The organism is Janibacter limosus NBRC 16128, assembly GCF_001570985.1.
GTDB classification, from domain to species: domain Bacteria; phylum Actinomycetota; class Actinomycetes; order Actinomycetales; family Dermatophilaceae; genus Janibacter; species Janibacter limosus.
Window position 1 is genome coordinate 39,517 of the sequence record NZ_BCSS01000011.1, and the last position, 24,847, is coordinate 64,363.

General features: G+C 70.9%; 25 protein-coding genes. 8 read left to right on the forward strand and 17 right to left on the reverse strand.

From position 1 onward, the window contains the following. Positions 1–7 precede the first annotated feature (7 nt). From JLI01S_RS05835 to JLI01S_RS05860, 6 genes are all read right to left on the reverse strand, one after another. Positions 8–1,360 carry an aspartate aminotransferase family protein gene (locus JLI01S_RS05835; RefSeq protein ID WP_068261432.1) on the reverse strand — a complete coding sequence of 451 codons (1,353 nt, stop codon included), beginning with the start codon at positions 1,358–1,360 and terminating at the stop codon, positions 8–10. Next, positions 1,360–2,190, reverse strand: a complete 831-nt coding sequence (locus JLI01S_RS05840) for an aldo/keto reductase (protein WP_068261437.1) — start codon at positions 2,188–2,190, stop codon at positions 1,360–1,362. The genes JLI01S_RS05835 and JLI01S_RS05840 overlap by 1 nt, the downstream gene beginning before the upstream one ends. A gap of 50 nt (positions 2,191–2,240) precedes the next feature. Next, complete coding sequence (locus JLI01S_RS05845) at positions 2,241–3,242, reverse strand: NAD(P)H-dependent flavin oxidoreductase (RefSeq protein ID WP_068261442.1); 1,002 nt, start codon at positions 3,240–3,242, stop codon at positions 2,241–2,243. 19 nt (positions 3,243–3,261) lie between these two features. Continuing rightward, positions 3,262–4,113: an SDR family NAD(P)-dependent oxidoreductase gene (locus tag JLI01S_RS05850; RefSeq protein WP_084349226.1), complete on the reverse strand. Its 852-nt coding sequence runs from the start codon at positions 4,111–4,113 to the stop codon at positions 3,262–3,264. Beyond that, a complete protein-coding gene (locus tag JLI01S_RS05855; RefSeq protein WP_068261445.1) occupies positions 4,110–5,726 on the reverse strand; it encodes a flavin-containing monooxygenase in 1,617 nt (538 codons plus the stop codon). The genes JLI01S_RS05850 and JLI01S_RS05855 overlap by 4 nt, the downstream gene beginning before the upstream one ends. An 89-nt stretch (positions 5,727–5,815) precedes the next feature. Beyond that, positions 5,816–6,475, reverse strand: a complete 660-nt coding sequence (locus tag JLI01S_RS05860; protein WP_068261447.1) for a helix-turn-helix transcriptional regulator — start codon at positions 6,473–6,475, stop codon at positions 5,816–5,818. A 70-nt stretch (positions 6,476–6,545) separates the two neighbouring features. Between JLI01S_RS05860 and JLI01S_RS05865 the strand changes: the two genes are divergently transcribed. The 3 genes from JLI01S_RS05865 to JLI01S_RS05875 are packed head-to-tail and all read left to right on the forward strand — an operon-like array spanning position 6,546 to position 9,919. Then, the gene (locus JLI01S_RS05865; protein WP_068261450.1) at positions 6,546–6,803 is read left to right on the forward strand and encodes a DUF2249 domain-containing protein; all 258 of its coding nucleotides are present in this window, start codon (positions 6,546–6,548) and stop codon (positions 6,801–6,803) included. Positions 6,804–6,806: 3 nt separating this feature from the next. Further along, entirely contained in the window at positions 6,807–7,286 is a 480-nt protein-coding gene (locus JLI01S_RS05870; protein WP_068261454.1) for a hemerythrin domain-containing protein, read from the forward strand. 47 nt (positions 7,287–7,333) lie between these two features. Then, positions 7,334–9,919: a multicopper oxidase domain-containing protein gene (locus JLI01S_RS05875; RefSeq protein WP_068261457.1), complete on the forward strand. Its 2,586-nt coding sequence runs from the start codon at positions 7,334–7,336 to the stop codon at positions 9,917–9,919. 47 nt (positions 9,920–9,966) lie between these two features. Here the strand turns inward: JLI01S_RS05875 and JLI01S_RS05880 are convergent, their stop codons facing one another. The 5 genes from JLI01S_RS05880 to ahpC form a co-directional block, all read right to left on the reverse strand. Beyond that, complete coding sequence (locus tag JLI01S_RS05880) at positions 9,967–10,467, reverse strand: hypothetical protein (RefSeq protein ID WP_068261460.1); 501 nt, start codon at positions 10,465–10,467, stop codon at positions 9,967–9,969. A gap of 179 nt (positions 10,468–10,646) precedes the next feature. Next, on the reverse strand, positions 10,647–11,456 hold the full coding sequence (locus JLI01S_RS05885; protein ID WP_068261462.1) for an alpha/beta fold hydrolase: 810 nt from the start codon (positions 11,454–11,456) through the stop codon (positions 10,647–10,649). Positions 11,457–11,548: 92 nt separating this feature from the next. After that, on the reverse strand, positions 11,549–11,977 hold the full coding sequence (locus tag JLI01S_RS05890) for a cupin domain-containing protein (RefSeq protein ID WP_068261464.1): 429 nt from the start codon (positions 11,975–11,977) through the stop codon (positions 11,549–11,551). A gap of 51 nt (positions 11,978–12,028) precedes the next feature. After that, positions 12,029–13,708: an alkyl hydroperoxide reductase subunit F gene (ahpF, locus tag JLI01S_RS05895; RefSeq protein WP_068261467.1), complete on the reverse strand. Its 1,680-nt coding sequence runs from the start codon at positions 13,706–13,708 to the stop codon at positions 12,029–12,031. 102 nt (positions 13,709–13,810) lie between these two features. Beyond that, a complete protein-coding gene (gene ahpC / locus JLI01S_RS05900; RefSeq protein WP_068261470.1) occupies positions 13,811–14,377 on the reverse strand; it encodes an alkyl hydroperoxide reductase subunit C in 567 nt (188 codons plus the stop codon). 312 nt (positions 14,378–14,689) lie between these two features. Here ahpC and JLI01S_RS05905 point away from each other — a divergent pair, with 312 nt between their 5' ends. Beyond that, complete coding sequence (locus tag JLI01S_RS05905; protein ID WP_068261471.1) at positions 14,690–15,856, forward strand: S1 family peptidase; 1,167 nt, start codon at positions 14,690–14,692, stop codon at positions 15,854–15,856. Between the two features lie 60 nt (positions 15,857–15,916). Here JLI01S_RS05905 and JLI01S_RS05910 read toward each other — a convergent pair whose 3' ends face one another. From JLI01S_RS05910 to JLI01S_RS05920, 3 genes are all read right to left on the reverse strand, one after another. Further along, positions 15,917–16,618 carry an exonuclease domain-containing protein gene (locus JLI01S_RS05910; RefSeq protein WP_068261474.1) on the reverse strand — a complete coding sequence of 234 codons (702 nt, stop codon included), beginning with the start codon at positions 16,616–16,618 and terminating at the stop codon, positions 15,917–15,919. After that, on the reverse strand, positions 16,618–18,495 hold the full coding sequence (locus tag JLI01S_RS05915) for a DUF294 nucleotidyltransferase-like domain-containing protein (protein ID WP_068261477.1): 1,878 nt from the start codon (positions 18,493–18,495) through the stop codon (positions 16,618–16,620). Before JLI01S_RS05915 ends, JLI01S_RS05910 begins: the two co-directional genes overlap by 1 nt. Positions 18,496–18,584: 89 nt before the next feature. After that, positions 18,585–20,087 (reverse strand): amidohydrolase, encoded by a 1,503-nt coding sequence (locus tag JLI01S_RS05920; protein WP_068261480.1) that lies wholly within the window; start codon positions 20,085–20,087, stop codon positions 18,585–18,587. A 32-nt stretch (positions 20,088–20,119) separates the two neighbouring features. On the opposite strand from JLI01S_RS05920, the gene JLI01S_RS05925 reads away from it, so the two are divergent. Both JLI01S_RS05925 and JLI01S_RS05930 read left to right on the forward strand, forming a co-directional pair. Then, complete coding sequence (locus tag JLI01S_RS05925) at positions 20,120–20,668, forward strand: nucleosidase (RefSeq protein ID WP_068261483.1); 549 nt, start codon at positions 20,120–20,122, stop codon at positions 20,666–20,668. A 37-nt stretch (positions 20,669–20,705) separates the two neighbouring features. Continuing rightward, the gene (locus JLI01S_RS05930; RefSeq protein ID WP_068261486.1) at positions 20,706–21,122 is read left to right on the forward strand and encodes a tetratricopeptide repeat protein; all 417 of its coding nucleotides are present in this window, start codon (positions 20,706–20,708) and stop codon (positions 21,120–21,122) included. A gap of 71 nt (positions 21,123–21,193) precedes the next feature. On the opposite strand, the gene fumC is transcribed toward JLI01S_RS05930, so the two are convergent. Continuing rightward, entirely contained in the window at positions 21,194–22,597 is a 1,404-nt protein-coding gene (fumC, locus tag JLI01S_RS05935) for a class II fumarate hydratase (RefSeq protein WP_068261491.1), read from the reverse strand. A 124-nt stretch (positions 22,598–22,721) separates the two neighbouring features. Between fumC and JLI01S_RS05940 the strand changes: the two genes are divergently transcribed. Continuing rightward, positions 22,722–22,931, forward strand: a complete 210-nt coding sequence (locus tag JLI01S_RS05940) for a hypothetical protein (protein ID WP_068261494.1) — start codon at positions 22,722–22,724, stop codon at positions 22,929–22,931. Positions 22,932–22,995: 64 nt separating this feature from the next. On the opposite strand, the gene JLI01S_RS05945 is transcribed toward JLI01S_RS05940, so the two are convergent. Further along, positions 22,996–23,571 carry an LOG family protein gene (locus tag JLI01S_RS05945; RefSeq protein WP_218005466.1) on the reverse strand — a complete coding sequence of 192 codons (576 nt, stop codon included), beginning with the start codon at positions 23,569–23,571 and terminating at the stop codon, positions 22,996–22,998. A 20-nt stretch (positions 23,572–23,591) separates the two neighbouring features. Beyond that, on the reverse strand, positions 23,592–23,870 hold the full coding sequence (locus JLI01S_RS05950; protein ID WP_068261497.1) for a hypothetical protein: 279 nt from the start codon (positions 23,868–23,870) through the stop codon (positions 23,592–23,594). Positions 23,871–23,941: 71 nt separating this feature from the next. Between JLI01S_RS05950 and JLI01S_RS05955 the strand changes: the two genes are divergently transcribed. Continuing rightward, entirely contained in the window at positions 23,942–24,817 is an 876-nt protein-coding gene (locus JLI01S_RS05955) for an oxygenase MpaB family protein (protein ID WP_084349228.1), read from the forward strand. The last annotated feature ends 30 nt before the right edge of the window (positions 24,818–24,847 follow it).

Below are 24,847 nucleotides of genomic sequence, written 5' to 3' on the forward strand. Positions count from 1 at the left end.
GCCGCGGTCACCGGGTGTGTGCGTCAGCGACCGACAGTGCCTCGTCGAGGATCGCCAGGCCCTCCCGGACCTCGTCGGCGCTCGTCGTCAGGGGCGGCACGACGTGCACGCGGTTGCCGGCGACCATCGGCCACAGCCCCGACTTCTTGCAGGCGGCAGCCACCTCTCCCATGGGCGCCGCGTCGGCACCGGTCGCGTTGAAGGGCACGAGCGGCTCGCGCGTCTCACGGTCACGCACGAGCTCGACGGCCCACATGACCCCGAGGCCACGCACGTCACCGACGCTCGGATGCCGCTGCGCGATCTCCCGCAGGCCCGGCCCGATGACGTCCTCGCCCAGAGCCCGGGCCCGCCCGATGATGTCGTCGCGCTCGAAGATGCGCATCGACGCCACCGCAGACGCGCACGCGAGCGGGTGCCCCTGGTAGGTCAGGCCGCCCGGGTAGGGGCGCTGGCCGAAGGTCTCGCGGATCGCGCCGCTGACGATGACGCCGCCGAGTGGGACATAGCCGGAGTTGACCCCCTTGGCGAAGGTGATGAGATCAGGTGTGACCTCCCAGTGGTCCACCGCGAACCACTCGCCCGCCCGGCCGAAGCCGGCCATGACCTCGTCGGCGATCATCACGATGCCGTGCTCGTCGCAGAGCTCGCGGACACCCGCGAGGTAGCCGTCCGGCGGGACGAGCACGCCATTGGTCCCGACGACGGTCTCGAGGACGATCGCGGCGATCTGGCCCGGCCCCTCGACCTCGACGGTCTGGCGCAGGTGGGCGAGCGCCCGCTCGCACTCCTGCTCCTCGCTGTCGGAGTGGAAGGACGAGCGGTAGGGGTAGGGACCCCAGTAGTGGACGACGCCCGTGAAGGACGGCTCGCTCCCCCAGCGCCGCGGCTCTCCGGTCAGCGCCATCGCTGCGGCGGTGCCACCGTGGTAGCTGCGGTAGGCCGCGAGGACCTTGTGCCGCCCAGCGTGGATACGAGCCATGCGGATCGCGTGCTCGTTGGCGTCGGCACCACCGTTGGTGAAGAAGACCGAGTCGAGGTCACCGGGCGCCTTGTTGGCGATCATCGCGGCCGCCTGCGAACGCGTCTCGACGGCGAAACCGGGCGCCATCGTCGCCATCCGCCCGGCCGCCTCGGAGATCGCCTCGATGAGCTCGGGGTGCTGGTGGCCGAGGTTGAGGTTGACCAGCTGGCTGGCGAAGTCGAGGTACTCCCGACCGGTGTGGTCGATGAATCGGCTGCCCCGCGCCGACACGATCGTCGGCGGGTCGATCAGGTCCTGAGCACTCCACGAGTGGAAGACGTGCGCCCGGTCCAGACGGCGCACCTCATCAGCGTCGAGGCGTGGAAGCAGCTCCATCACATCTCCTCGTGGGAGACGGGATCGGCGCCGAAGAGTCGCCCGTCGGGCCGGCCGAGCGCGGTGATCGCCGCGGTCTCGGCGTCGGACAGGTCGAAGCCGAGCACCTCGAGGTTGCTGCGCTGGCGCCCGGGGTCGGCGGACTTGGGCAGGGGAAGGGAGCCGAGGTGCAGGTGCCAACGCAGGACGACCTGGGCGGGGGTGACGTCATGGGCCTCGGCAGCGGCCAGGACCGGCGCGGCGTCGAGGACCTCGCCACGACCGATCGGGCTCCACGCCTGGGTGACGATGCCGCGCTCCGCGTCGGCCGCGCGCTGCTCCACCTGCGGGAAGGCCGGGTGCATCTCGATCTGGTTGGACGCCGGGGTCACGCCGGTCGCGGCAATGATCTCGTCGAGGTACTGAGGCGTGAAGTTGCTGACGCCGATCGATCGGACGAGACCCGCCTCCCGGGCCTCGACCAGCCCCTCCCACGCCCGCACGTAGCCGCCCTGCGACGGGTTGGGCCAGTGGATGAGCACGCTGTCGAGGTACTCGAGGTCCATCACCTGCAGCGAGGTCTTGATGGAGTGCTTGGCGCTGCGGTGGTCGCGACCGGGCACCTTGGTCTGGACGAAGACATCGCCACGGTCGAGCCCGCTGGCGCGCACCGCCTCGGCGACCTCGCGCTCGTTGCGGTAGTTGACCGCCGTGTCGATGAGCCGGTAGCCGGCCTCGAGCGCGGAGACCATGGCGCGCACGCCGGCGTCACCGCGCAGCGGGTAGGTGCCGAAGCCGAGGACGGGGACGGAGACGCCGTCCCCCAGGACGCGGGTGGGAAGCTCAGTCATGACCCCACGCTAACGAAGGGGGCAACCCCCTTCGCCGGGCGTTCCGCGCCTCACTCGCCGAGAACGGCGAGCAGCTCCCCCTTCGCCTGGGTGTACTCGGCCTCGAGCTGGTCGACGAGCTGGGCCACCGGCAGGACCTCGTCGATGCCCGCGACCGAGTGGCCCGCGCTCCACACGTCGCGCCACGCCTTGGGCGCGACCGTCGACGAGGTGCTGCGGGGCTCCTCCTCGGTGTGCGGGTTGGTCACGTGAGAGACGTCGATGCGCTCCGGGACCGGCAGGTTGTCGGGGTCGAGCCCGGCGCCGATGATGCTGCCGCGCAGGAAGTTGGCCGGGATCGTGCTGATCGAGGGCGTGTAGACGATCTCGTCGGCGCCGGAGTCGACGAGCATCTTGCGGTACTCCTCGGAGACGATCGACTCCTCCGTCGCGAGGAAGCGCGTGCCCATGTAGGCCAGGTCCGCGCCGGCAGCCTGCGCCGCGAGGACATCGCGACCGGAGCTGAGGGCGCCGCCGAGGATGAGCGGGCCGTCCCACACCGTGCGCACCTCGGCGATCAGGGCGAAGGGGTTGAGCCCACCGGAGTGCCCACCGGAGCCGGCAGAGACGAGGATCAGTCCGTCGACGCCGGCCTGCGCGGCCTTGGCGGCGAAGGGGGCGTTGACGACGTCGTGGAAGACGAGACCGCCGTAGGAGTGGACCGCGTCGACGACGTCCTTGGCCGCACCGAGGCTGGTGATGACGAGCGGCACCTTGTGCTCGACGATCTTTTCCAGGTCGGCCTCGATGCGCTTGTTGGTCCGGTGCACGACGAAGTTGACCCCGTACGGGGCGGGCTCACGGCCGGAGTCGGTCGGCTCGGCGAGCGCCTCGTCGATCTGGGTCAGCCAGCCGTCGAACTCCTCGGTGGTGCGCAGGTTGAGCGCGGGGAAGGTCCCGATGACACCGGCACGACAGGTGCCGATGACCAGGTCGAGGCCGGAGCCGAGGAACATCGGCGCGGCGATGATGGGCAGGCGCAGTCGGCCCTGGAGCTGCTGAGGCATCGTCATGCCCCCATCGTGGCAGCCGCTACTTCCGCTTCGCCGCCAGGGCCATCGCACGGCTCATCAGCGACCAGTACCGCGACGGTGAGAGACGCGCGATCTTGTCGAGCGCCTTGGCGTCGTTGCCGATGAGCAGCCGCGGCCGACGGGCGATCGCGGCCTCGATGATCTCCTCGGCGGCCTTGTCCGCGGGATAGCTGAGCATCCTGGCGAAGGCCCGTCGGTTGCTCTCGGCCTCCTGCGGATCGACCCCGCCCGCGACCCGCGCGTTGACGGCGATGTTGGTCTTGATGCCGCCGGGGTGGACGACCGTGACACCCACCGGCTGGTCCTCCTCCTCGAGCTCGCTGCGCAGCGACTCGCTGAAGCCTCGCAGGCCGAACTTGCTCGTGCAGTAGGCGCTCTGCCCGGGCGGCCCGACGAGCCCGAAGAGGCTCGAGGTGTTGACCACCTGTCCCTCCCCGTTTTCGAGCATGACCGGCAGCAGGGCGCGGGTGAAGCGGATGGGCGCGAGCAGGTTGATCTCGAGCAGCCAGTCGAAGTCCTCGGCGTCCACCTGCGTGAAGCGCCCGCCGACAGCCACGCCGGCGTTGTTGAAGAGCATCGTCACGCCCGGGTGCGCGTCCCGGATGCGCGCGATGACCTCATCGGCCGCTGCCCGGTCCGCAAGGTCCACGACATGGGTCGTCACCTGTGCACCCGGGGTCTCGCGGCCGATGTCGGCGACGACTCGCGCCAGCCCGTCGGCGTCACGGTCGAGGACGACGAGGTCAGCGCCTCGCCGCGCCAGGCCCTTGGCGATGTGTTCTCCCATGCCGCCTGCCGCACCGGTGACGACCGCGGTCCCGCCTGCGACGACGAGCTCGGGGCGGTTCACCGGGCCACTTCGAGGGTCTCGTCGCGGACGTCGCCGGGCGAGCCGTCGGCATTGCTCGACGTCCCCGGCAGCGGGAGCTCGGCCGGTGCCTGCGCACCCTGCGGGAGGCTCGCCCCCTTCGCCCCCACGGGCAGGAAGTGCATGTCAGTCGTGACGTCCGCCCGCGCGAAGGCGATCTTGTCCTTGACGTAGTTCTGCGGCATCGTCCACGGCGCGCGGTCCCCGACCTTGGGGAAGGCCGCGACGACGCGCTGGACGTAGCCCGCCGTGAGGTCGAGGATCGGACCGGCGGTCATGCCGTCCGGGGCGACGGGGACTGCTGCACCCAGACCGCGGTCGCGCATGTGGGCGATGAGCGAGGCCACGTACCTGCTGACGAGATCGGCGCGCAGCGTCCACGAGGCGTTGACGTATCCCACGGTCATCGACACATTGGGCACCCCCGCGAGCATGAGACCACGGTAGGCGAAGGCGCGCTCCATCTGCACGGCCTCGCCGTCGACGGTGAACTCCATGCCGCCGAGCAGCTTGAGCAGCAGGCCGGTCGCGGTGACGACGATGTCGGCCTCGACGACCCGCCCGTCGGTCAGCCGCACGCCCTCCGGCACGAAGCGGTCGATGTGCCCGGTGACGACATCCGCACGGCCGGTGCGGATCGCGGTGTAGAGGTCGCCGTCCGGCACGGCGCACAGCCGCTGGTCCCACACGTTGTAGGGCGGGGTGAAGTGCTCGTCGACGACGTCCTTGGGCAGGTGCCGGCGCAGCTCGGTCAGGGCGATCTTGTTGGCCGCCTTGGGCCGCCACCTGGAGAGCTCGTAGAGGAAGTACTGCATGCCGAGGTTCTTCACCCGCGCCGCCTTCTGCACGGCCTGGGGGCTGAGCCGCTTGCGGAGGGCCTGGACGAAGGGGTCAACCCCGGGCTGCCCGAAGACATAGCTCGGGGTGCGCTGGAGCATCGTCACGTGCGCGGCGGCCTCGGCCATCGCGGGCACGACGGTGACGGCGGTCGCGCCGGAGCCGATGACGACGACGCGCTTGCCCGCGTGCTCGAGGTCCTCGGGCCAGAACTGCGGGTGGATGACCCTCCCGCGGAAGTCCTCGACCCCCTCGAAGCCCGCATCGTGTGCCTGCTCGTAGTTGTAGTAGCCGCTGCCCAGATGGATGAACCCGGCGCGCACCTGGCGGCGCCCGGCCGGGGAGTCGACCTCGACGGTCCACTCCTGATCGTCGCTCGACCAGCTCGCCGCGACCGCGCGGTGCCCGGTGTGGATCAGCTCCTCGAGGCCCGACTCGCGCGCCGTCTCGCGGATGTAGTCGAGGATGTCGCCGCCGTCCGCGATCGCCTTGCGCCCCTCCCACGGACGGAAGGGGAAGGACAGCGTGAACATGTCCGAGTCCGAGCGCACGCCCGGGTAGCGGAAGAGGTCCCACGTCCCGCCGGTCACCTCACGCGCCTCGAGGATCGCCAGCGCGATGCCGGGGTTGGCCTCGCGGATGCGGTGGGCGGCCCCGATGCCCGACAAGCCGGCGCCGACGACGAGCACGTCGACGCGATCTGGCAGCTCGGCGCTGGCGGAGTGCTGGGGGGCGTGCCCCTCGGGTGCGGCAGTCATCGATGACCTTCCATCACGGTGGATTGTTTCTCACCAGTAACATACGCTTCCGCGGCCTGTGGTGCATCGGCCGGCCTGCATCCCCAGGGCTAGGCCGTCCGCGGCACCCGCAACAGGCACGCACCGGGCTCGGCGAAGGGGGTGAGCTCGGCCTCCGCGTCACCCTCACCCCTGTCGATGATCCCGTCGACGAGACCCAGGTGGACCTGGCAGATCACGTCGGGGTTGGCGACGGCCAGGTCGAGCAAGGGGCAGGTGGTCAGGCGGACCACGTCCGCATCGCGTTGCGGCCCGAAACCGAGGTCGGCCAGGACGCTGTCGAGATCCTGCGGGGCGGCCCCCTTCGCCGGCGGTGGGGTCAGACTCTCGCCCCAGGTCCGACCGATCCGACGGGCCCGCTCACGCACCTGCCGGCCGCTCCCCTGCGTGACCAGGTCTGCAGCGAAGGCACCTGCGAGGGAGCGGAACTCGTCGGTGCGCACACCCGGCCGGGGCTCGGCCGAGTACAGCACCGCGGGGCGCCCCCGCCCCTGCGCCGGGGCGGCCTCGGACTCGACCAGGCCGAGCTCGAGGAGGGCGGCCAGGTGCCCACGCACGGTGTTGTCGTGCGAGCCCACGGCCTGAGCGATCTCACCGACGCGCACGGGTCCCGCGGCCTCACGGATCGCGGCCAGGACCAGTCCCGCCGCACCGAGACCACCGGGATCCGCCTCGGGTGCAGGGCGGGGGCCGAGAGGATTGTTTTTCACGGCTCCCAATGTAGTAAATTGATGGACGTCGGGCAACAGGACCCGCCAGCCACCTGCGAAGGGACACACCATGACCGAGACCAACCTGCAGATGGCCGAGGACATCCCTGCCCTCGACGTGCGCCCCATCCCGCGGGCCATCCGGCACGCGACCGTCATCGGAGCTCTCTCGGCCATCCGCCCGGGCCGCTCGCTCGACCTCGTCGCGCCGCACGACCCTCAGCCCCTGCTGCGCCAGGTCGAGGGCCTCGAGCCGGGTGTCTGGTCGGTCGAGTACCTCGTCGAGGGCCCCGAGGCCTGGACCCTGCGCCTGACCCGCGCAGTCTGACCGATGTGCTCCTACTGCGGCTGCCAGTCGATCGACATGATCGGCCGATTCACCGCTGAGCACGAGGAGCTGATCAACGCGACCGGCCTGCTGCGGCGCGCGGCAGCAGCGGGCGCCACCGACGAGGTCGTCGAGCTCGTCGACGAGGTGGCCGCACTGCTCGCGCCGCACACCGTCGCGGAGGAGGCGGGTCTCTTCGCGGTCCTGCGCCGGGACGAGGACTTCACCCCCTACATCGACTCCCTGTGCGGCGAGCACGTCACCCTCGACGAGCTGCTGGCCCGGGTCGGCGCAGGTGAGAGCGACCTCGCCGACCGCTTCTACAAGCAGCTGCGCTCGCACATCGAGCGCGAGGAGGACGGCCTCTTCCCCGCCTCGCTCACGACCCTGCGCGGCGACGACTGGGACGAGGTCGACGCCCTGACCGCCGCGGCCGTCCCGGTGGCTCCCGCACCACGATCCGCTCCACCCACCGCACCGTGACCGGCCGGCCGACCGCCCCGCCCCGCGGACCGGGCGGGGTCTGGGCTATGCGCGACCGCCCCGGCGTGCTGTGGCTGATGGCCGCCGCGCTCACAGCGCTGGTCCACCCCTTCGTCCCTGACGCGACCTGGCTGATGGTGCACATGGTCGCCCTCGGTGGCCTCACCCACTCGATCATGGTGTGGAGCGCACACTTCGCGACGACGCTGCTGAAGAACAACCCCGACATCGACGTGCGCGCGATGCAGAACCGTCGCCTGGTCCTGCTCCACGTCGGCATCCTCGCCGTCCTCGTCGGCGTCCCGACGACCTGGTGGTGGGTGACCCTCGTCGGCGCGATCGCCGTCGTCGTCGCAGTGGTCTGGCATGCCTGGCAGCTCGGGCGACGGCTGCGCGGCGCCCTGCCCGGGCGATTTCGCATCGTCGTCCACCACTACCTGGCCTCCGCCGCCTTCCTTCCCGTCGGCGCCACCCTCGGCGTCCTGCTGGCCCGCGGCCAGGGCGAGGAGATGCACGCCCGCCTGCTGCTCGCCCACTCCCTCGTCAACGTGCTCGGCTGGGTCGGCATCACCGTCACGGGCACGCTCATCACGTTGTGGCCGACGATCCTGCGCGCCCGGATGGACGACGCCGCTGAGCGCCGCGCCCGCCAGTCGCTCCCCGGCCTGGTCGGCGGGCTGGCCATCGCCTGCACCGGTGCTCTCCTCGGGTGGCGCTGGCTGCTCCTCGCCGGTGTGGCCGGCTATCTCGTCTCGCTGCTGTGGACCGCCCGCTCATTCGTCGCACCGGCCCGGCAGAAGCCGCCGCGCCACTTCGCCTCGTGGTCCGTCATGGCTGGAGCCGCGTGGTTCCTCGTCGGCATCGGCATGGTCGCCTGGCGGGTGGCGACCGCCGACGACTTCACCGCGATGGCCACCGGCTACGGGCGGGTCGCGGCCGTGCTCGTCGTCGGCTTCGGGCTGCAGGTGCTGACCGGCGCACTGAGCCACCTCGTCCCGGCCGTCATCGGCGGCGGCCCGCGGGTGGTCCGGGTGGGCATCGAGGGCTTCGACCGTCTCGGCATGACCCGCATCGTCACCATCAACGCGCCCTTTGCCCTGGCCCTCCTGCCCGTCTCCTCCGGCACGCGCGTCGTCCTCACGGCCCTCGTGCTCGTGGGCATGGCCGCCTTCATCCCGATCCTGCTGACCACGATCAAGCGGGTCGTCGCCACCCGCAAGGAGGCCGCGCTGGCCACCCCTGAGGATCGCCGTGCAGGCTTGGAGCAGGGGCGCGCCGAGGCTGCGCGAGTGCTCGAGCCGCCCTTCCCCCGCACCCAGCTCATGGCGGGCGTGACGCTCGTGGCCCTCGCCCTCGCGGCGGGCCCGGCCCTGCAACCCGTCCTGGACGGCGGCAGCGCCAGCACCGCCGCCACCGCCGTGAGCCCGACCGGCCACACGACCACGGTCGCCGTGGAGGCGAAGGCCGACATGACCTTCAGCCCCTCCCGCGTCGAGGTCCCTGCGGGCGACCGTCTGGTCATCACCCTCACCAACAGCGACGGCAGCACCGTGCACGACCTCCACCTCGACGACGACACCCGGACCCCACGCCTGACGCAGGGAGAGTCCGCCACCCTCGACGTCGGCATCGTCGGCGCCGACCGGCAGGGGTGGTGCACCGTCACCGGCCACCGGGCGATGGGGATGACCTTCGACATCGTTGTCACCGGGGCGCCTGTGGACGCGGCCGCGACCTCGCCCCACGCCGGCCACGACAAGGCCGCGGACGGCGCCTTCGCCCTGCAGCCGGGAGCCACGTGGCCTGAGGGCTTCACGGCCGACGATGCCTCTCTCCCACCGCTGTCCGACAAGCGAACCCACCGCGTGACGCTCCGGGTGCAGGAGATCGAGGTCGAGGTGGCGCCGGGAGTCACCCGCACCCGCTGGACCTTCGGCGGCAGCGCCCCCGGCCCCACGCTGCACGGCCGCGTCGGCGACCGCTTCGTCATCACCCTGGTCAACGACGGCAGTATCGGGCATTCGATCGACTTCCACGCCGGCTCCCTGGCCCCTGACAAGCCCATGCGCACCATCGCTCCGGGCAAGCGACTGACGTACACCTTCACCGCCGAGCGCGCCGGGATCTGGATGTACCACTGCTCGACGATGCCGATGTCGACGCACATCGCCCAAGGCATGTTCGGTGCCGTCGTCATCGAGCCGCTCGACCTGCCAGAGGTCGACCGCTCCTACGTCCTCACAGCGTCCGAGCTCCACGCGGGCGAGGACACCAGCGGTGAGCCGGTGGCGACGGCCTTCAACGGACGTGCCTTCCAGTACGACGCGGACCCCCTCACCGCTCGCGTCGGCGAGCGGGTGCGCTTCTGGGCGCTCGACGCCGGACCGGACGGGCCGGTCTCCTTCCACGTCGTCGGCGGACAGTTCGACACGGTCTGGCAGGAGGGCGCCTACCGCATCGGCGGGCCTGACGAGGTCGGTGGGCCGACTGCCGGGTCACAGGCGCTCGGGCTGCTGCCCGCGCAGGGCGGGTTCGTCGAGCTGACCTTCCCGCAGGCCGGCCGCTACCCCTTCGTCAACCACGTGATGACCGACGCGGAGCGGGGCGCGCACGGCATCGTGCGGGTGCGCTGAGCGGCGCGGACCGTGGTCGGTCCGCGCCGCTGCCGTCGCGTGTCGCCTCAGAGGGGCTGGATGTCGCCCACGACGCCGTAGCGATCCGGCTCGGCTCCCCCGGAGGGGAACGACATCCACAACGTGCCGCCACCGCCGAGGCCACCGGAGGAGCTACCGCCGCCGCCGCCGCTCGGCTTCGGCGGCTGAGGCTTGCGCTCCTCCCGCGTGCAGTCCGTGCGGGTCGCTCCGCGCAGCCAGTCGACGTCCCAGGTCTCCTGCTGGTAGAAGTCGTGACCGAAGGTCTCGTACTCCTGGATCGACCACATCGCGTACTTGCCGGCGGGCCCCCTCTCGTCCGAGACCTTGCGGACGCCGCGATATCCGCCAGTGCGCGAGTCGATCCAGGTGTTGGGCGACGGCGGGCTGGTGGCGGGCGGGCATTCGGTGCCGCCCTCGGCCGCGGAGGCCGGCGCGGCGGTGAGCGCCATCCCGGTCATGGCGAGCGCGGCGGTCGCGAGCACCGCGCCGATCTTCGAGCTGGTCCGTGAGGTGCGTCGAGCAGTCATCGTGTTCTCCCTTGTCCCCTGGAGCCGGGGCGAGGTCCCCGGTCCCGACGATCAGTGACCGTCGAGACCGATCGTCGTCGGCGAAGGGGGCACCCGGCACCGTGCGATTGCTCAGCCTCCGGGGAACGCGATGAGTACAGCCGCCCATGCGGGGGACGTGAAGGCTCGGGCGACGTGCGTCAGACCGCCGTCTTGTCCTCGGAGCGCGTCATCGTCGCGGTGATGGCGTCGATGACGAGGTCCGGGTGATCGATCTGCGGGCAGTGGCCACAGTCCGGCAGGCTGACGTGGGTCGCCTCGGGCAGCCGCTCGCGCGCGATCTTGGCCTCGGAGGGCAGCAGCAGGCGGTCGGTGTCACCCCAGGCGATCGTCGTCGGCACGATGACGTGACCGGTCACGCGCAGGAAGGTCGCGCGCACGAAGTGCGGCCAAAAGCCCTTGGCACGACGCAGGTTGAGGGTGTCAGCGACCGCATCCTCGGCCGCGACCTTGTCCGGGTGGGTGTAGAGCGAGCGGAAGGCGAGCTTGCGGAACCAGACGTGCGCGTTGAGCCTGCGGTGCAACGCCTCGGGCAGGTGGCTGCCTGCCTTCATGAAGAGCAGGTTGGCCGCCACATTGGGCAGGTGGAGCACGGGGAAGAAGCCCGCCGGGGAGAGCACGGTCGCGCTGCGCACGATGCCGCGGCGAGCCAGCTCGAGGGCCATCGCACCGCCGAGGGAGTTGCCCACGACGTGCGGCCGGTCGATGCCCAGCTGCCGGAAGAGACGCTCGAACTGCTCTGCGTGGCTGCTCATCGAGTACCCATCGGGGCGGGCGGGCACCGGGGAGGATCCGTGGCCGGGGAGGTCGACGACGTAGACATCGTGACCGCGCGCGTGGAGCAGTGCAGGCACCTCCCCCCACGCCTGGCGCCGGTGACCGATGCCGTGGATGAGGACGACCGGCTCGCCGTCGCCCGCGAGGTGTGTGTACTCGATGGTGCTCTTCATGGACGCGACGTTACTCGCCGGTCACCTACGGTGCCACTGCATGACGAAGGGTGGGACCCACCTCTCGGCGAGCCCCACCCTCTGCGTCGTGATCAGTGCTCGTTGGGGTCGGCGTCCTGGTCGGCCTTGGTCGCATGGACCGTGCCGTGGACGTGCTCCGGCGGGCCGTAGAGGGAGTAGACCTTCAGCGGCTCGTCACCGATGTTGGTGACGTTGTGCCACTGACCGGCCGGCACCATGATGATGTCGTCGTCGCCGACCTCACGGTCGAAGGACAGGTCGTCCTTGGCCGGTCCCATCTGGGCGCGGCCGCGGCCCTCCTCGACGCGCAGGAACTGGTCGTGGTCCTCGTGGACCTCCAGCCCGATGTCATCGCCGGGCGCGATGGCCATGACGGTCAGCTGCATGTACTGGCCGGTCCACAGCGTGGAGCGGTAGTTGGTGTTCTGCAGCGTGGCCGACTCGATGTTGACGACATAGGGGGCCGGTCCGTGGTCGGTGAGGTCGATCTGCTCGCTCATGCTCGCTCCTGGGGTCGAAGAGGTGTTGCTCAGACGCTATCGAGTGCACGCTCAGGCGGAGGCGCCGACCGAGTCGGGGACGTCGATTTGGTCGCCCGCCTCGAGCGGGCCGTCGGCCGCCTTGGTCGCCGCGATCGCCGACTCCTCGTCGGGGGCACTCGTGCGGATGAGGTGGTCGAAGGCGCTCAGCGAGGCCGTCGACCCGGCACCCAACGCCGTGACGATCTGCTTGTAGGGCTCGACCGTGCAGTCACCGGCAGCGAAGACACCGGGGAGGCTGGTCCGGCCGACACCGTCGATGACGATCTCACCGCGCTCGGACAGCTCCAGGGCATCGCCGAGCCACTCGGTGTTGGGCAGCAGGCCGATCTGGACGAAGACGCCCTCGAGCTCGAGCTGCTCACCCTCGCCACCGTCACGCGGCTCGATCGCCAGGCCGGTGACCTTGCTGCCGTCACCGATGACCTCGGTCGTCTTGGTGCCCAGACGGATCTCGACATTGGGCAGCGAGCGCAGCTTGCGCTGCAGGACCTCGTCGGCGCGCATGTCGTCCATGAACTCGATGAGGGTGACATGACCGACGATGCCGGCCAGGTCGATCGCGGCCTCGACGCCGGAGTTGCCGCCGCCGATGACGGCGATGCGCTTGCCCTTGAAGAGCGGACCATCGCAGTGCGGGCAGAAGGTGACGCCCTTGTTGCGGTAGTCCTCCTCGCCGGGGACGCCCATGGTGCGCCAGCGGGCACCGGTCGCCAGGATGACCGTCTTGCCGGACAGGCTCGCGCCGTTGCCGAGGTCGACCCGCGTCAGGCCGTCGTCGCCGGCGGTGAGGCCGGCAGCGGCTTGGCTGCGGACCATCTCGACGTCGTACTCGTTGACGTGGCGCTCGAGGTCGGCAGCGAGCTTGGGGCCCTCGGTGTGCGGGACCGAGATGAGGTTCTCGATCGACATCGTGTCGAGGACCTGGCCGCCGAAGCGCTCGGCCACGAGGCCGGTGCGGATGCCCTTGCGCGCGGCGTAGATCGCGGCGGACGCGCCGGCGGGGCCACCACCGACGACGAGGACCTCGTAGGGCTCGCGGGCGGTGAGCTCCTCGGCAGCGCGGGCCGCGGAGTCACCCCCGGACAGCTCGTCGACCTTGCCGACGATCTCGGCCAGCTCCATGCGGCCGGAGCCGAAGGTCTCACCGTTGTGAAAGACGGTGGGCACGGCGAGGACGCCCCGCTGCTCGGCCTCGGTCGGGAAGACCGCGCCGTCGATGGCGGTGTGCGTGATGCCGGGGTTGAGCACGCTCATCAGGTTGAGCGCCTGGACGACGTCCGGGCAGTTCTGGCAGCTCAGGGAGAAGAAGGTCTCGAAGTGGTGCTCACCCTGCAGCCCCTTGACCTGGTTGATCAGGTCCTGGGAGGCCTTGCTCGGGTGACCGCCGACTTGCAGCAGCGCCAGGACGAGGGAGGTGAACTCGTGGCCCATGGGGATGCCGGCGAAGCGCACGGACACGGCAGGGTCGGACACCCGGGCGATGGCGAAGGAGGGGACGCGTTCGTCCAGGTCACTCCCTTCGGCCACACGGCGGGTGATCTGCTCGCTCATGCCCTCGATCTCGACGAGCAGGTCGTCGAGCTCAGCGGACTTGGGGCTCGCGTCGAGGGAGGCGACGAGCTCGATCGGCTCGCGGAGGTTGTCCAAGTAGGCCTTGAGCTGGGTGGCGAGGGCGGGATCGAGGGCCATGGTGCGAGCGACTCCTGACGAGCGAAGGGGGAATGTTGAGGGGGTGGGTGGGGGGCAGCGGCCAGCGCCGCCCCCCACCCGAGATGCGTCAGTACAGGTGGATCAGATCTTGCCGACGAGGTCCAGGCTGGGGGCGAGCGTCTCGGCGCCCTCTTCCCACTTGGCCGGGCAGACCTCGCCCGGGTTGTTGCGCACGTACTGCGCAGCCTTGACCTTGCGGACGAGCTCGGCGGCGTTGCGGCCGATGCCCTCGGCGGTGATCTCGAGGAACTGGATCACGCCATCGGGGTCGACGAGGAAGGTGCCACGGTTGGCCAGACCCTCGTCCTCACGCAGGATGTCGAAGTTGCGCGAGATGGTGGCGGTCGGGTCGCCGAGCATCGGGTAGGTGACCTTGCCGACCGCGTCGGAGGTCTCGTGCCACGCCTTGTGCGTGAAGTGCGTGTCGGTCGAGACGGAGAAGACCTCGACGCCCAAGCCCTTGAGCTCGGCGTCGTACTGGCCGGCCAGGTCCTCGAGCTCGGTCGGGCAGACGAAGGTGAAGTCCGCCGGGTAGAAGAAGAAGATCGCCCACTTGCCGGCGATGTCCGCCTCGGAGTAGTCCTTGAACTCACCGTTGATGTAGCCGGTGGCCTGGAAGGGCTTGATCTGGGTGTTGATGAGGGACATGCGTTGATCTCCTGTGCATCTCTGGGGTTCAGGTGACTCCAGCGACGCGACCTACTTGAGCGTCACGTCGATTGGAATGATTCCAGTTTAGAGGAGGTGGGTCGGGAGTGCAAACCCGCGCGTGTGAAGTTGGCGTGAACGGTGAGTGCGATCGGTGAGAATCCCCCTTCGCTCCGTCATCGGATGCCGCGATCCGGCCCGGACTTGGTCAGACCAGGCCGCAAATTGGTCAGGAGCCGTGGCGCACCGGGCGACGGACCGCCACCTTCGACTCACGAGCCGGACACCCCGGCCAGTGACAAGGAGAAGGCAATGACCCTGCGCACCACCCTGACCCTCACCGGAGCACTCCTCGGTGCCGGCATCGTGATGGCCCCCTTGGCCTCTGCGGCGGACGTACCCGACGCCCAGATCCAGAAGGCCGACCCGATGACCTCGTTCGTCATGGAGCGTGACGGCAAGACCCGGGCCGAGGCGAAGAGCTTCCTCGCGATCAAGGACGACAAGCAGTCCTCCCTGCGGTCACTGGAGGCGAAGGGGGTCGACGCCGACGGTGCGTGGTTCGACGGCACCCAGCTCGTCGTCGGGGTCACCTCGTCCGCCGACGCCGCCACGGTCCGCGCCGCCGGTCTGCGCCCGAGCACCAGCACCAGCCAGAGCGGCCTCGACAGGATCGCCGATCGCGTCCTGTCCACGGCCGGCAAGGCCTCGGACCACGTCGTCACCGTCGGACCCAACCTGACCAAGGGGGTCGTCGAGGTGCGCCTGGCCGCCGACGCCCCGAAGGGCCTGCGCACGAAGCTCTCGACAATGGACAAGGTCACCGTCACGACGGCTGACGAGCTCACGACCCAGGCCGATGTCGTCCCCGGCCGGATCATGGACCTCTCCCCCGGCACCAACTGCAGCCTCGGCTTCCCCGGCACCACCTCCAGCGGCAACAACGTCCTGCTCACCGCGGGCCACTGCGTGGAGGGCCTGCCCGACATCCTCGACGCCAACGGCACCCACATCGGCGCGGGCACCCACACCCGCTTCCACGAGGGCTCCAGCAGCGTCGACATGGGCCTGATGGACATCGACTCCGAGGATGTGGGCCAGCCCTACGTCGACAGCCGCGGGCACTCCGGCTACTACGCCGTGCAGGGCGCCAGCAAGAACGCCGTCGGCTCGGAGATCTGCAAGGCCGGCAACACGACGGGGTGGACCTGCGGGACGATCAAGGCCTACAACCGCACCGTCAACTACGGCGGCACCCAGGTCTCCGGGCTCGCCGAGGCCAGCGTGTGCACCGAGGGCGGCGACTCCGGCGGCGCCTACATCGGCGTCGGCAACCTCGCCCAGGGCATGACCTCCGGCGGCCCGGTCGGCGCCGACTGCGGGTACAACCAGGGCTACAACGCCGGGTCGTACAGCTTCTTCCAGCCGGTCGTCGACGCGGCGAACTACTACGGCGTCACGGTGACCACCGCCAGCTGATCTCGTCGCAGGTGAGCCCGGGCCTCCCGTGTGGCCCGGGCTCACTCGTGCCCGCATGCCTCAGGTCGCCCGGATCGCCTTGAGCGTCAACGGTGTGCTCGTGCGCTGGGACATCTCGGCCACCTGGGCCAGGTAGAGCTCGGCACAGGCCAGGGCATCGGTCAGGGGTTCGTGCGCCCGGTATCGAGGCAGCCCGTACCGCTCCCGGGCCGCCCACAGGCGCAGGGCCCCGGGCAACGGATCAGGTTGTGCCCCAAGCCCTTCGGTGAGGACTCGTCGTTGGAGGTGCAGGGTGTCCACGCTGCTGGCGACGAAGGGCACCCCGTGGACGCGCCGGCACGCGGCGTCGAGGAAGCCGACCTCGATGCTCGCGTGGTGCGCGAGCAGGACCCGCCCGGACAGCGCCCCGAGCAGCTCCGTGAGGACGTCGATCGGCAGGTCACCTGCGGCGACGGCGTCGTCGGTGAGCCCGTGCACGGTGGCCGACTGCCCCACGTCACGCCGGGTGGCCAGGACGCGTCGCCGCGCGCCCGACAGGTCGATGGACAGGCCGTCCAAAGGCACCCAGCCGACCGCGAGGACGCGGTCCTCCTCGACATCCAGCCCGGTGGTCTCGACGTCGAGCGCCAGGAGCGACAGCTCGGTGACGGGCGTCCCCGGGTCGGCGAAGGGAGCGGACAGGTAGTCCCGTAGTGGCCCGGGTGGGGCCGCGACGAGCGCACTCTCGCGGCGTCGCTGGGGAGATCGGCGGATCCCGAACATCAGGTGAGGTGCTGTGCCGGGGTGCGCTGGGCCAGCGCCTGCTGCGCAGCGCGCACGACGTGGAAGGCCTCGCGCAGGGTGCGTTGCTCGAAGGGGGTCAGCTCGCTCGGTCGCAGTCGCGAGTCGGGGGTGACACCGGCGGCGGCCTGCCGGGACTGGTGCGCGAGGCGCACGTGCGAGATGAACTCCAGCGCGTCGACGAGGCTGGCGGCGATGGCCGGGTCGAGCGCGCCGGCACGGCCCGCGGCGAGCAGCCGCGAGCGGGTGTTGACCGACACGAGACCGGCTCCGAGCGCGTGGGCGCGAGCGAGGTCGACGATGGCACCGACGCCGCCGCGCTTGAGGTCGAGCGTGTCCTTGTGGTCCCCGGCCCGAGCCAGGACGAATCCGCGGAAGAAGCCGAGGGGTGGCTCGTTGGCCACGGCTGCGGCCACGAGGTGCCCGAGGAAGTTGTGCCCCTGCGGCGCCCAGGTTGCGATGTCCTGCGCGAGGCGGGCGTGCAGTGCCTCGTCCCCAGCGAGGGGGCGGGAGTCGAAGAAGATGCTGGCCGTGAGGACGGCATCGGAGGTCGGCTCGTGGATCCACTGCCGGAACTCGCGCCGCCAACCGGTCAGCCGCTGTCTCCAGCGTGGGTTGCTCGCCATGACATCGCCCTCGCAGCGCGGATATCCGCAGGCCTCCAGGCCGGCGACGACGATCTCGGCCAGGGCCCCGATGTAGTCCTCGGCGCCCTCTGGCGCGTCGTCGGCGAGGATCACCGCGTGGTCCTGGTCGCCTCCCAGCGCCTGCTCGTGCCGAGCCCTGGAGCCCAGAGTCATCCAGCAGTAGCGCGGTGGCGGACCGTGACCCGCCGCGGTGAGCTCGTCCTCGGCGAGAGTGATGAGCCGACGCTCGATGGCGTCCCCGACCGTCGTGACCACGCGGGTGATGTCGCCGGCGGCCACGTCCTGGCCGACGAGCTGCTCGACGAGTCGGGGCAGGCGCTGCGCCATGGCCACGACCCCGGCGACATCAGGCTGCTTCGAGACATCGCCGACGATGTGCACCATGTTGACCCGCTCCAGGCGCATGAGGTCCGTCGTCGTGACGACTCCGAGCGGCCGCCCGCCCTCGAGCACCGGCAGGTGGTGGATCGTGCGCTCGGTCATCGTCACCAGCAGCTCCAGCGCGGAGGCGTCCGCGGCCGCGACGACGGGGTCGGGCGTCATCACCGAGGTCACCGGCCCCGCAGGGTCGAGGCCCGCGGCGACGACCCGGCGGCGCAGGTCACGGTCGGTGAGGATACCGGCCAGTCCCTGCCCGTCCATGACCAGGAGGGAGGACACCCCTTCGTCGGTCATCACGCGGGCGGCCTCGGCGATCGTGACGTCGTCGGGGACCGAGACGGGCTCCCTGAGGACCAGGTCGCGCGCGGAGGTACGCAGGATCGCCTCGCCCGCCGGGTTCGTCGCGACCGACGAGGCCGCCGTCCGCAGCCGGTCCGCCCGCTCGGCGTCGAAGTGGTCAGCGAAGTCGGGATACGCCTGCGACAGCTCGTGGAAGACCTCGCCGGGGAGGTGCAGAGCGAGGGTGTCCTCGATGGCCACGACGTCGAAGCGTGAGGGGTTGGAGCCGACGAGGGTCGTCGAGCCGGCCGTGGACCCCTCGGCGCACCGGTCGACCAGTCCCCCGTCGGCGTCACGGATCTCGATGGCCCCCGAGCGCACGATGATGAGGTCGTGGTTGTCGACACCCACGGCCATGAGCGAGCTGCCCCGGCGGTGGTAGCGGATCGTCAGCCGTGCCGGGAGAGCGCGCAGGACCCGGACGGGCAGGGCGGCGAAGGGGGCGTGCCCGGCGAGGAAGTCGGCCACCTCGGCCAGCTCGGTGTCGGCCATGCCCCCATGGTGACAGGAACGAGACGGTGCATGAGCAGCTCCTGACGCCCGTCCGTCGCCGCAACCGCGAGGGCTCCGAAGACCGGACGTCAGGCGGAGTGGGTCAGGCGCCCGGCGACGAAGGTCGCGAGCACCCGCGTCTCGCGCAGCCGGGCCGCCTGCTCCGCGGTACCGGACAGACCTGCGGGGCAAGGGTCCTCGTCGACCAGCACGATGTCCCCGGGCCCGCCGACAGCCAGCTCGCTCACCCCGTCCGTCGAGGCGAGCAATGCTTCGCGTGGGGTGATCGCCTGCTCGGGCGCCCACGGCTCCCGATCGTCGGCACTGCGGTGCACCGCGGCCGACATGGCCAGCCACGGGTCGAGCGGGGAGACGGGCGCATCCGACCCCAGACGCAGGGGGATCCCCGCGTCCGACATCGAGCGCAGGGCGAAGCAGCGCTCGAGCCGGTCGGGCCACAGCGCCTCCGTCGAGTCGCGGTCGTCGAGCAGGTGGGCAGGCTGCACGCTGGCGATGAGACCCAGGTCGGCGAAGCGTCCGAGCACCTCCATGCGCACCAGCTGCGCGTGCTCGATGGAGCCGTGAGCGCCACTGGCCGCGTAGGCGTCGAGGGCGTCGAGCAGCGCGGCGTCGCCGATGGCGTGGACCGCACCGTCGAGTCCCTGGGCGTGGGCCCGGCGGAGCAGCTGGGTCAGCTCCTCGGGGTCGACGCTGCGCTTGCCGTGTGGGTCGCCGAGGTCGTCGTCGGTGACGAAGGGCTCGCAGCACCAGGCCGTGCGGGTGTTGAGCGAGCCGTCGGTGATGACCTTGAGCGGGCCCATCGTCACCAGACCGGTCTCGTCGAGGACATCGCCGGTGCGCACGCCGGCAGCGATCGCGTCCTCGAGCCCCTCCGGGTAGGTGCAGGTGCGCACCCGCAGCAGGTCGAGCCCGGCAGCCGTACGGCCCGGCCACTCCAGGCGACCTGCCTCGAACTCCATGTCGCCGATGCCGACGACGCCCTTGGCCGCGGCAGCGCGCATCGCGCCGTCGAGGCTGGCGCGGACGACGGCCTGGTCCTCGGGGAGATCGGCCATCCGTTGGTAGATCGGGAACCACTCGTCCTCGTCGAGGTGCCCCTCGTGGACCGGCAGCCCGAGTGCGCGGAAGGCGGCAGTGCTCAGCCAGCCCGCATGGCAGTCGCCGCTGATGAGGATGACCGGGCGATCCCCCGCGACCGCGTCGAGCTCGGCGGTGCTCGGCAGCCGGTCCCAGCCGGCGACCCGCCAGCCGAAACCCTGCACGACGGTCCCCGGAGCCGGCCTCTCGACCGCCAGGTGACGTGCCACCCGGGCGGTCACCTCCTCGGGGCCGGCGGTGTCCGCGACATCGACGCGACGGGCCATCGCCGCCCACTGCCCGAAGTGCACGTGGCCGTCCCACAGACCAGGGATCGCGAGCGCTCCCCCGGCGTCATGGACAGCCGCCCCTGCGGGGGCCAGCCCGATCCCGACCTCGGCGATCCGCCCTTCGCGCAGCCTGATGTCGACCGGAGACGCACCGGGCCGCAGCCGAGCGCCGGTGAGCAGCGCGTGAGGGGCGAAGGGGGCCATGCTCGGCACCCTACGACGGATACCTTGGCCCCATGCAACCACTTGTCGTCGCCGCCATCGCGGCCGAGGCCGCGTACGTCCCCGAGGGCATGGAGGTGCTCATCACGGGGGTCGGCAAGACCCTCGCGGCCGTCGCCGTGACCCGCGCGATCTGCGAGCACCCGAGGCGCGACGAGCTCGTCGTCATCAACATCGGGACGGCCGGCGCGCTGCGGGAGGGCATCAGCGGAGTCCACGAGATCGGGACGGTCCTCAACCACGACCTGTCCGCCGAAGCGATCCGCCAGCTCGGCATCGACCCGCGCGAGCGGATCGCGATCAACCCCTCCCACGCGACAACCCTCGCGAGCGGGGACCTCTTCGTCACCGACCCGACCGTCCGGGACGAGCTGGCCCGGCAGGCCGACCTCGTCGACATGGAGGGCTACGCCATCGCACTGGCCTGCACCGAGCTCGACGTGCCCGTGCACCTGGTCAAGATGGTCAGCGACAACGCGGACGAGACCGCCCACGACTGGTCGGCTGCCGTCGACGGCTGCGCGCGTGAACTGGGGCGGTGGCTGGCGGACTTCGCCAGCTGATGGGAATGATTCTCGACTCGAGGAGGTTGAGACGCACATGATGACGCGCACCGACACTCTCTACGGCTTCGAGCGGTACGAGCGCGCGAAGCAGGCCTTCGACGACGCCCGGTACACCGAGGCCGCACGCGAGCTCGAGGACTTCTTCACCGACCTGGCCACCGCCCGAGCCGGTGATGACGCCGACCCGATCGGCCACGGCACCGCCGAGATGCATCTGCTGCTGGCTCGCGCCTACTTCCACTCCGCGCAGCTCGGGCGCGCCGAGTCCGCCTGCCGCCAGGTCCTCAAGGAGGCCCCGGACGACGCCTACGCCCACTTGCTCCTCGGCCGTTCCCTCCAGCGGGCCGGGCGGCACGACGAGGCGCGCGGCCCCCTTCGCCTCGCGGAGCTGCTCGGCGGCTACACATCGGGATCCGACGCGACCACAGCGGTCGCCGACGAGAGCTTCTAGACCCACCCGACCACGACGAAGGGGAGGGGAGACCGGTCGGTCTCCCCTCCCCTTCGCTCTGTGCTCAGTGGTCAGCCAGCGCTCGGGTGCGTCATGTCCGCCGGGACCACCCAGGCGTCGAAGTCCTCGCCGGAGATGTCGCCGGAAGCGATGGCCGCCTCGCGCAGGCTCGTGCCCTCCTTGTGGGCCTTCTTGGCCATGGCGGCTGCCTTGTCGTAGCCGATGTGGCGGTTGAGCGCCGTGACGACCATGAGGTTGCGCTCGAGGTTGCCCTCGATGACCTCGGTGACCGGCTCGATGCCGACGGCGCAGTTCTCGTCGAAGGAGACGCAGGAGTCGGCGATCAGGCGGATCGACTCGAGGACCGCGTGCGCCATGACCGGCTTGTAGACATTGAGCTGGAAGTTGCCCTGGCTGCCCGCGAAGCCGACCGTCGCGTCATTGCCGAAGACCCGCGTGGCGACCATCGTCATCGCCTCGGCCTGGGTCGGGTTGACCTTGCCCGGCATGATCGAGGAGCCCGGCTCGTTCTCCGGGATGGCCAGCTCGCCGATGCCGTTGCGCGGACCCGAGGCGTACCAGCGGACGTCGTTGGCGATCTTCATCAGGGCGCCGGCGAGGGTGCGCAGGGAGGCGCTCACCTCGACGAGGGCATCGTGCGCGGAGAGTGCGGCGAACAGATTGTCGGCCTGGGTGAAGTCCAGACCGGTCTCGGCGGTGATCTTGGCGGCGGTGAGCGCACCGAACTTCGGGTGGGCGTTCAGGCCCGTCCCGACTGCGGTGCCACCGATGGCCAGCTCGCGGGCGCGCTCGTCGGCGTACTTCACGGCCTCGAGGGCGAAGTCCATCTGCGCGACCCAGCCACCGATGACCTGACCGAGGGTGACCGGGGTGGCGTCCTGCAGGTGCGTGCGGCCGACCATGACGACGTCGGCGTACTGCTTGGCCTTGGCGTCGAAGGTGTCGCGCAGCTGCTTGACCGACGGGTAGAGGCGCTCGTTGAGGTCGAGGACGATCGCGATGTGCATCGCGGTCGGGAAGGTGTCGTTGCTCGACTGGCCGCGGTTGACGTGGTCATTGGGGTGGACCGGCGCCTTGGAGCCCATCTCGCCGCCAGCGATCTCGATGCCGCGGTTGGAGATGACCTCGTTGGAGTTCATGTTGGACTGCGTGCCCGAGCCGGTCTGGAAGACCACGAGCGGGAAGTGGGCGTCGAGGTCACCCTTGATGACCTCGTCGGCGGCCTGGGTGATCAGGTCCGCGACATCCTGCGGGAGCTCGCCGAGCTCGGCGTTGGCCTGGGCCGTCGACTTCTTCAGCGTGCCGAGCGCACGGATCATCGAGCGGCCCCACACGAAGGTGTCCCGGCCGATGTCGAAGTTGCCCAGCGAGCGCTGGGTCTGCGCTCCCCAGTACTTGTCCCCGGGCACCTCGATGGTGCCCATGCTGTCCTTCTCCGCGCGCATCTCAGTCATGGGCACAACGCTACTCGGCCGTCGCGGACGACATCGCACGGCTTCCCCCCTTCGATCCGGGCCGGCAACGTGCGTGAAACACAAGCGTCCGCACCAGGTAACGAGATCAACGCATCATCTGCTCATGCGCGCCCAACCCGCCTTCGTCCCGTACCGCCGTCAGGCACCGCAGACCCCGCCCGCGAAGGGAGCCCGGATCGTGGCCTACGGGTGCACGACCGACGGGATCTTCCGCATCGTGTGGCCGGAGGTGGACGCACCCCTCGTCCACCCCTGCCCGCAGTGCGACGGCGCCGCACTGCGACTCATCGGTACCCGGCCGGACATCGCCTGATTCGCACGACCTCAAGGAGATGCGACCGCGGGGGTGCACGGCCTTGAGGAGATGCGAAGAGGCCTCAGGTGAGTGGACGCAGCATCCGCGTACCGACGCCTCGGGACTCCAGGCCGGCGAGAGCGGAGTCCAGGTCAGGCGCCACGACGATGTCGTCGAGGCTCGCCCGGGACATGAAGCCGGCCTGCGAGATGCCGCGAAGGGAGTCGAGCAGCGGCGTCCAGAAGCCGTCGGCATCGAGGAAGCCCACCGGCTTGTCGAGCAGGCCGATCTGCCGCCAGGTCCACGCCTCGAAGATCTCCTCGAGCGTGCCCATCCCGCCCGGCAGCGCGAGGAAGGCGCTCGTCAGGTCGGCCATGAGCGCCTTGCGCTCGTGCATGGTCTGCACCACGTGCACCTCAGTGAGGTCATCCCGGCCCCACTCCCGCTCGATCATGAACTCGGGGATGACACCGATGACCTCTCCCCCGGCGTCGAGGGCCCCTTGGGCCAGAGCACCCATCAGGCCACCTCCGCCCGCGCCGTAGACCACCCCGATCCCGCGGTCGGCGAGGTCGGACCCGACCGCACGGGCCAGATCGACCCACTTGGGGTCGTTGCCGGGGGTGGATCCGGTGAAGCACGTCAGTCGCTCGATCACCCGCCGACCCTATGCGAGCCTCAGGCGGCGACGAGTCGGCGCAGGGCGAGGCGCGCGATCGGCGCATAAGGCAGTGCGAGCGGTCGGGGCGCGTCGATCTCCACCCACGCCCGGCTGCCCCTCCATGACCGGTCGACGCCGTGCCGCATCCGGACCCGGACCGGTCCCACCGTGGGGGTCCACACAGCACCTGGCACCCAACCGGCCCACAGCGCGGGGGTGGTGTACCTGCGCCAGACCTCGTCGACGCTCGCAGGCCCGGCCTCCTCGAGGCGAAGGGGGGTCCGGCGCCACCTCATCGTCAGTGGCCTGCTCTCGGTGTCATGCCTCGACACTATGGCTGGACGCCAGCGCGTCCTAGGCTGGACGAGTGGCCAGAGCCTCCCGCGTCCTCACCTCACGGACCATCGACGCCGCCCAGCGACGTCTGGCCGAGGCACTGCGCAGCAGGGTGGCGGGACCCGACGCCCGCGAGGCCGCAGCGCGCATCTGGGACACGCCGGGCCCACGGTGGTTCAGCAGCGACGACCCGATCTGGCGGGTCCACGCCGACGCCTCGATGTTCAGCGGTGGCGTGGCAGCCCTGCTGCTGCAGTCCCTGCACCCATCGGCCATGGCGGGCGTCGCCGGTCACAGCGGGTTCCGAGGCGACCCGTGGGGCCGGCTGCAGCGCACGAGCCACTACATCGCCACGACCACCTACGGCACGATCGAGCACGCGGAGCAGGCCGTCGACGTCGTGCGGGCGGTGCACTCGCGGGTCCGGGGCACCGACGACCTGGGCGTGCCCTACGCGGCGGACGACCCGCACCTCCTGCGCTGGGTCCACGTCGCCGAGGTCTGGTGCTTCCTGCGCGCCCATCAGCACTTCGGGGCCAAGCCGTTGACCGTCGACGAGGCAGACACCTATGTCGCCCAGGCCGCGGTCCCGGCGCACCGCCTCGGCGGTCGGGACCTGCCGACGTCGGTCGCGGACCTCGAGGCCCAGCTCGCCGACTACCGGCCCGAGCTCGCCATCACCGAGGCGGCCCGCGACGCAGCGACCTTCCTGCTGCGCAAGCCCCCGCTTCCGGCGCTCGCCCGCCCCGGGTACGGCCTCATCGCCGCCGGAGCCCTCTCGGTCCTGCCGCCCTGGGCCGGCGAGATGCTCGACCTGCCAGCGACCCGGGGCGGCCGGCGCACTCTCGCCCGCGCCGCGGGGCACACCTCGACCCGCCTCGTGCGCTGGGGGATGGCGGCGAGCTGAGCGCTGCGGCTCCCCCTCACGCCGTCTGCG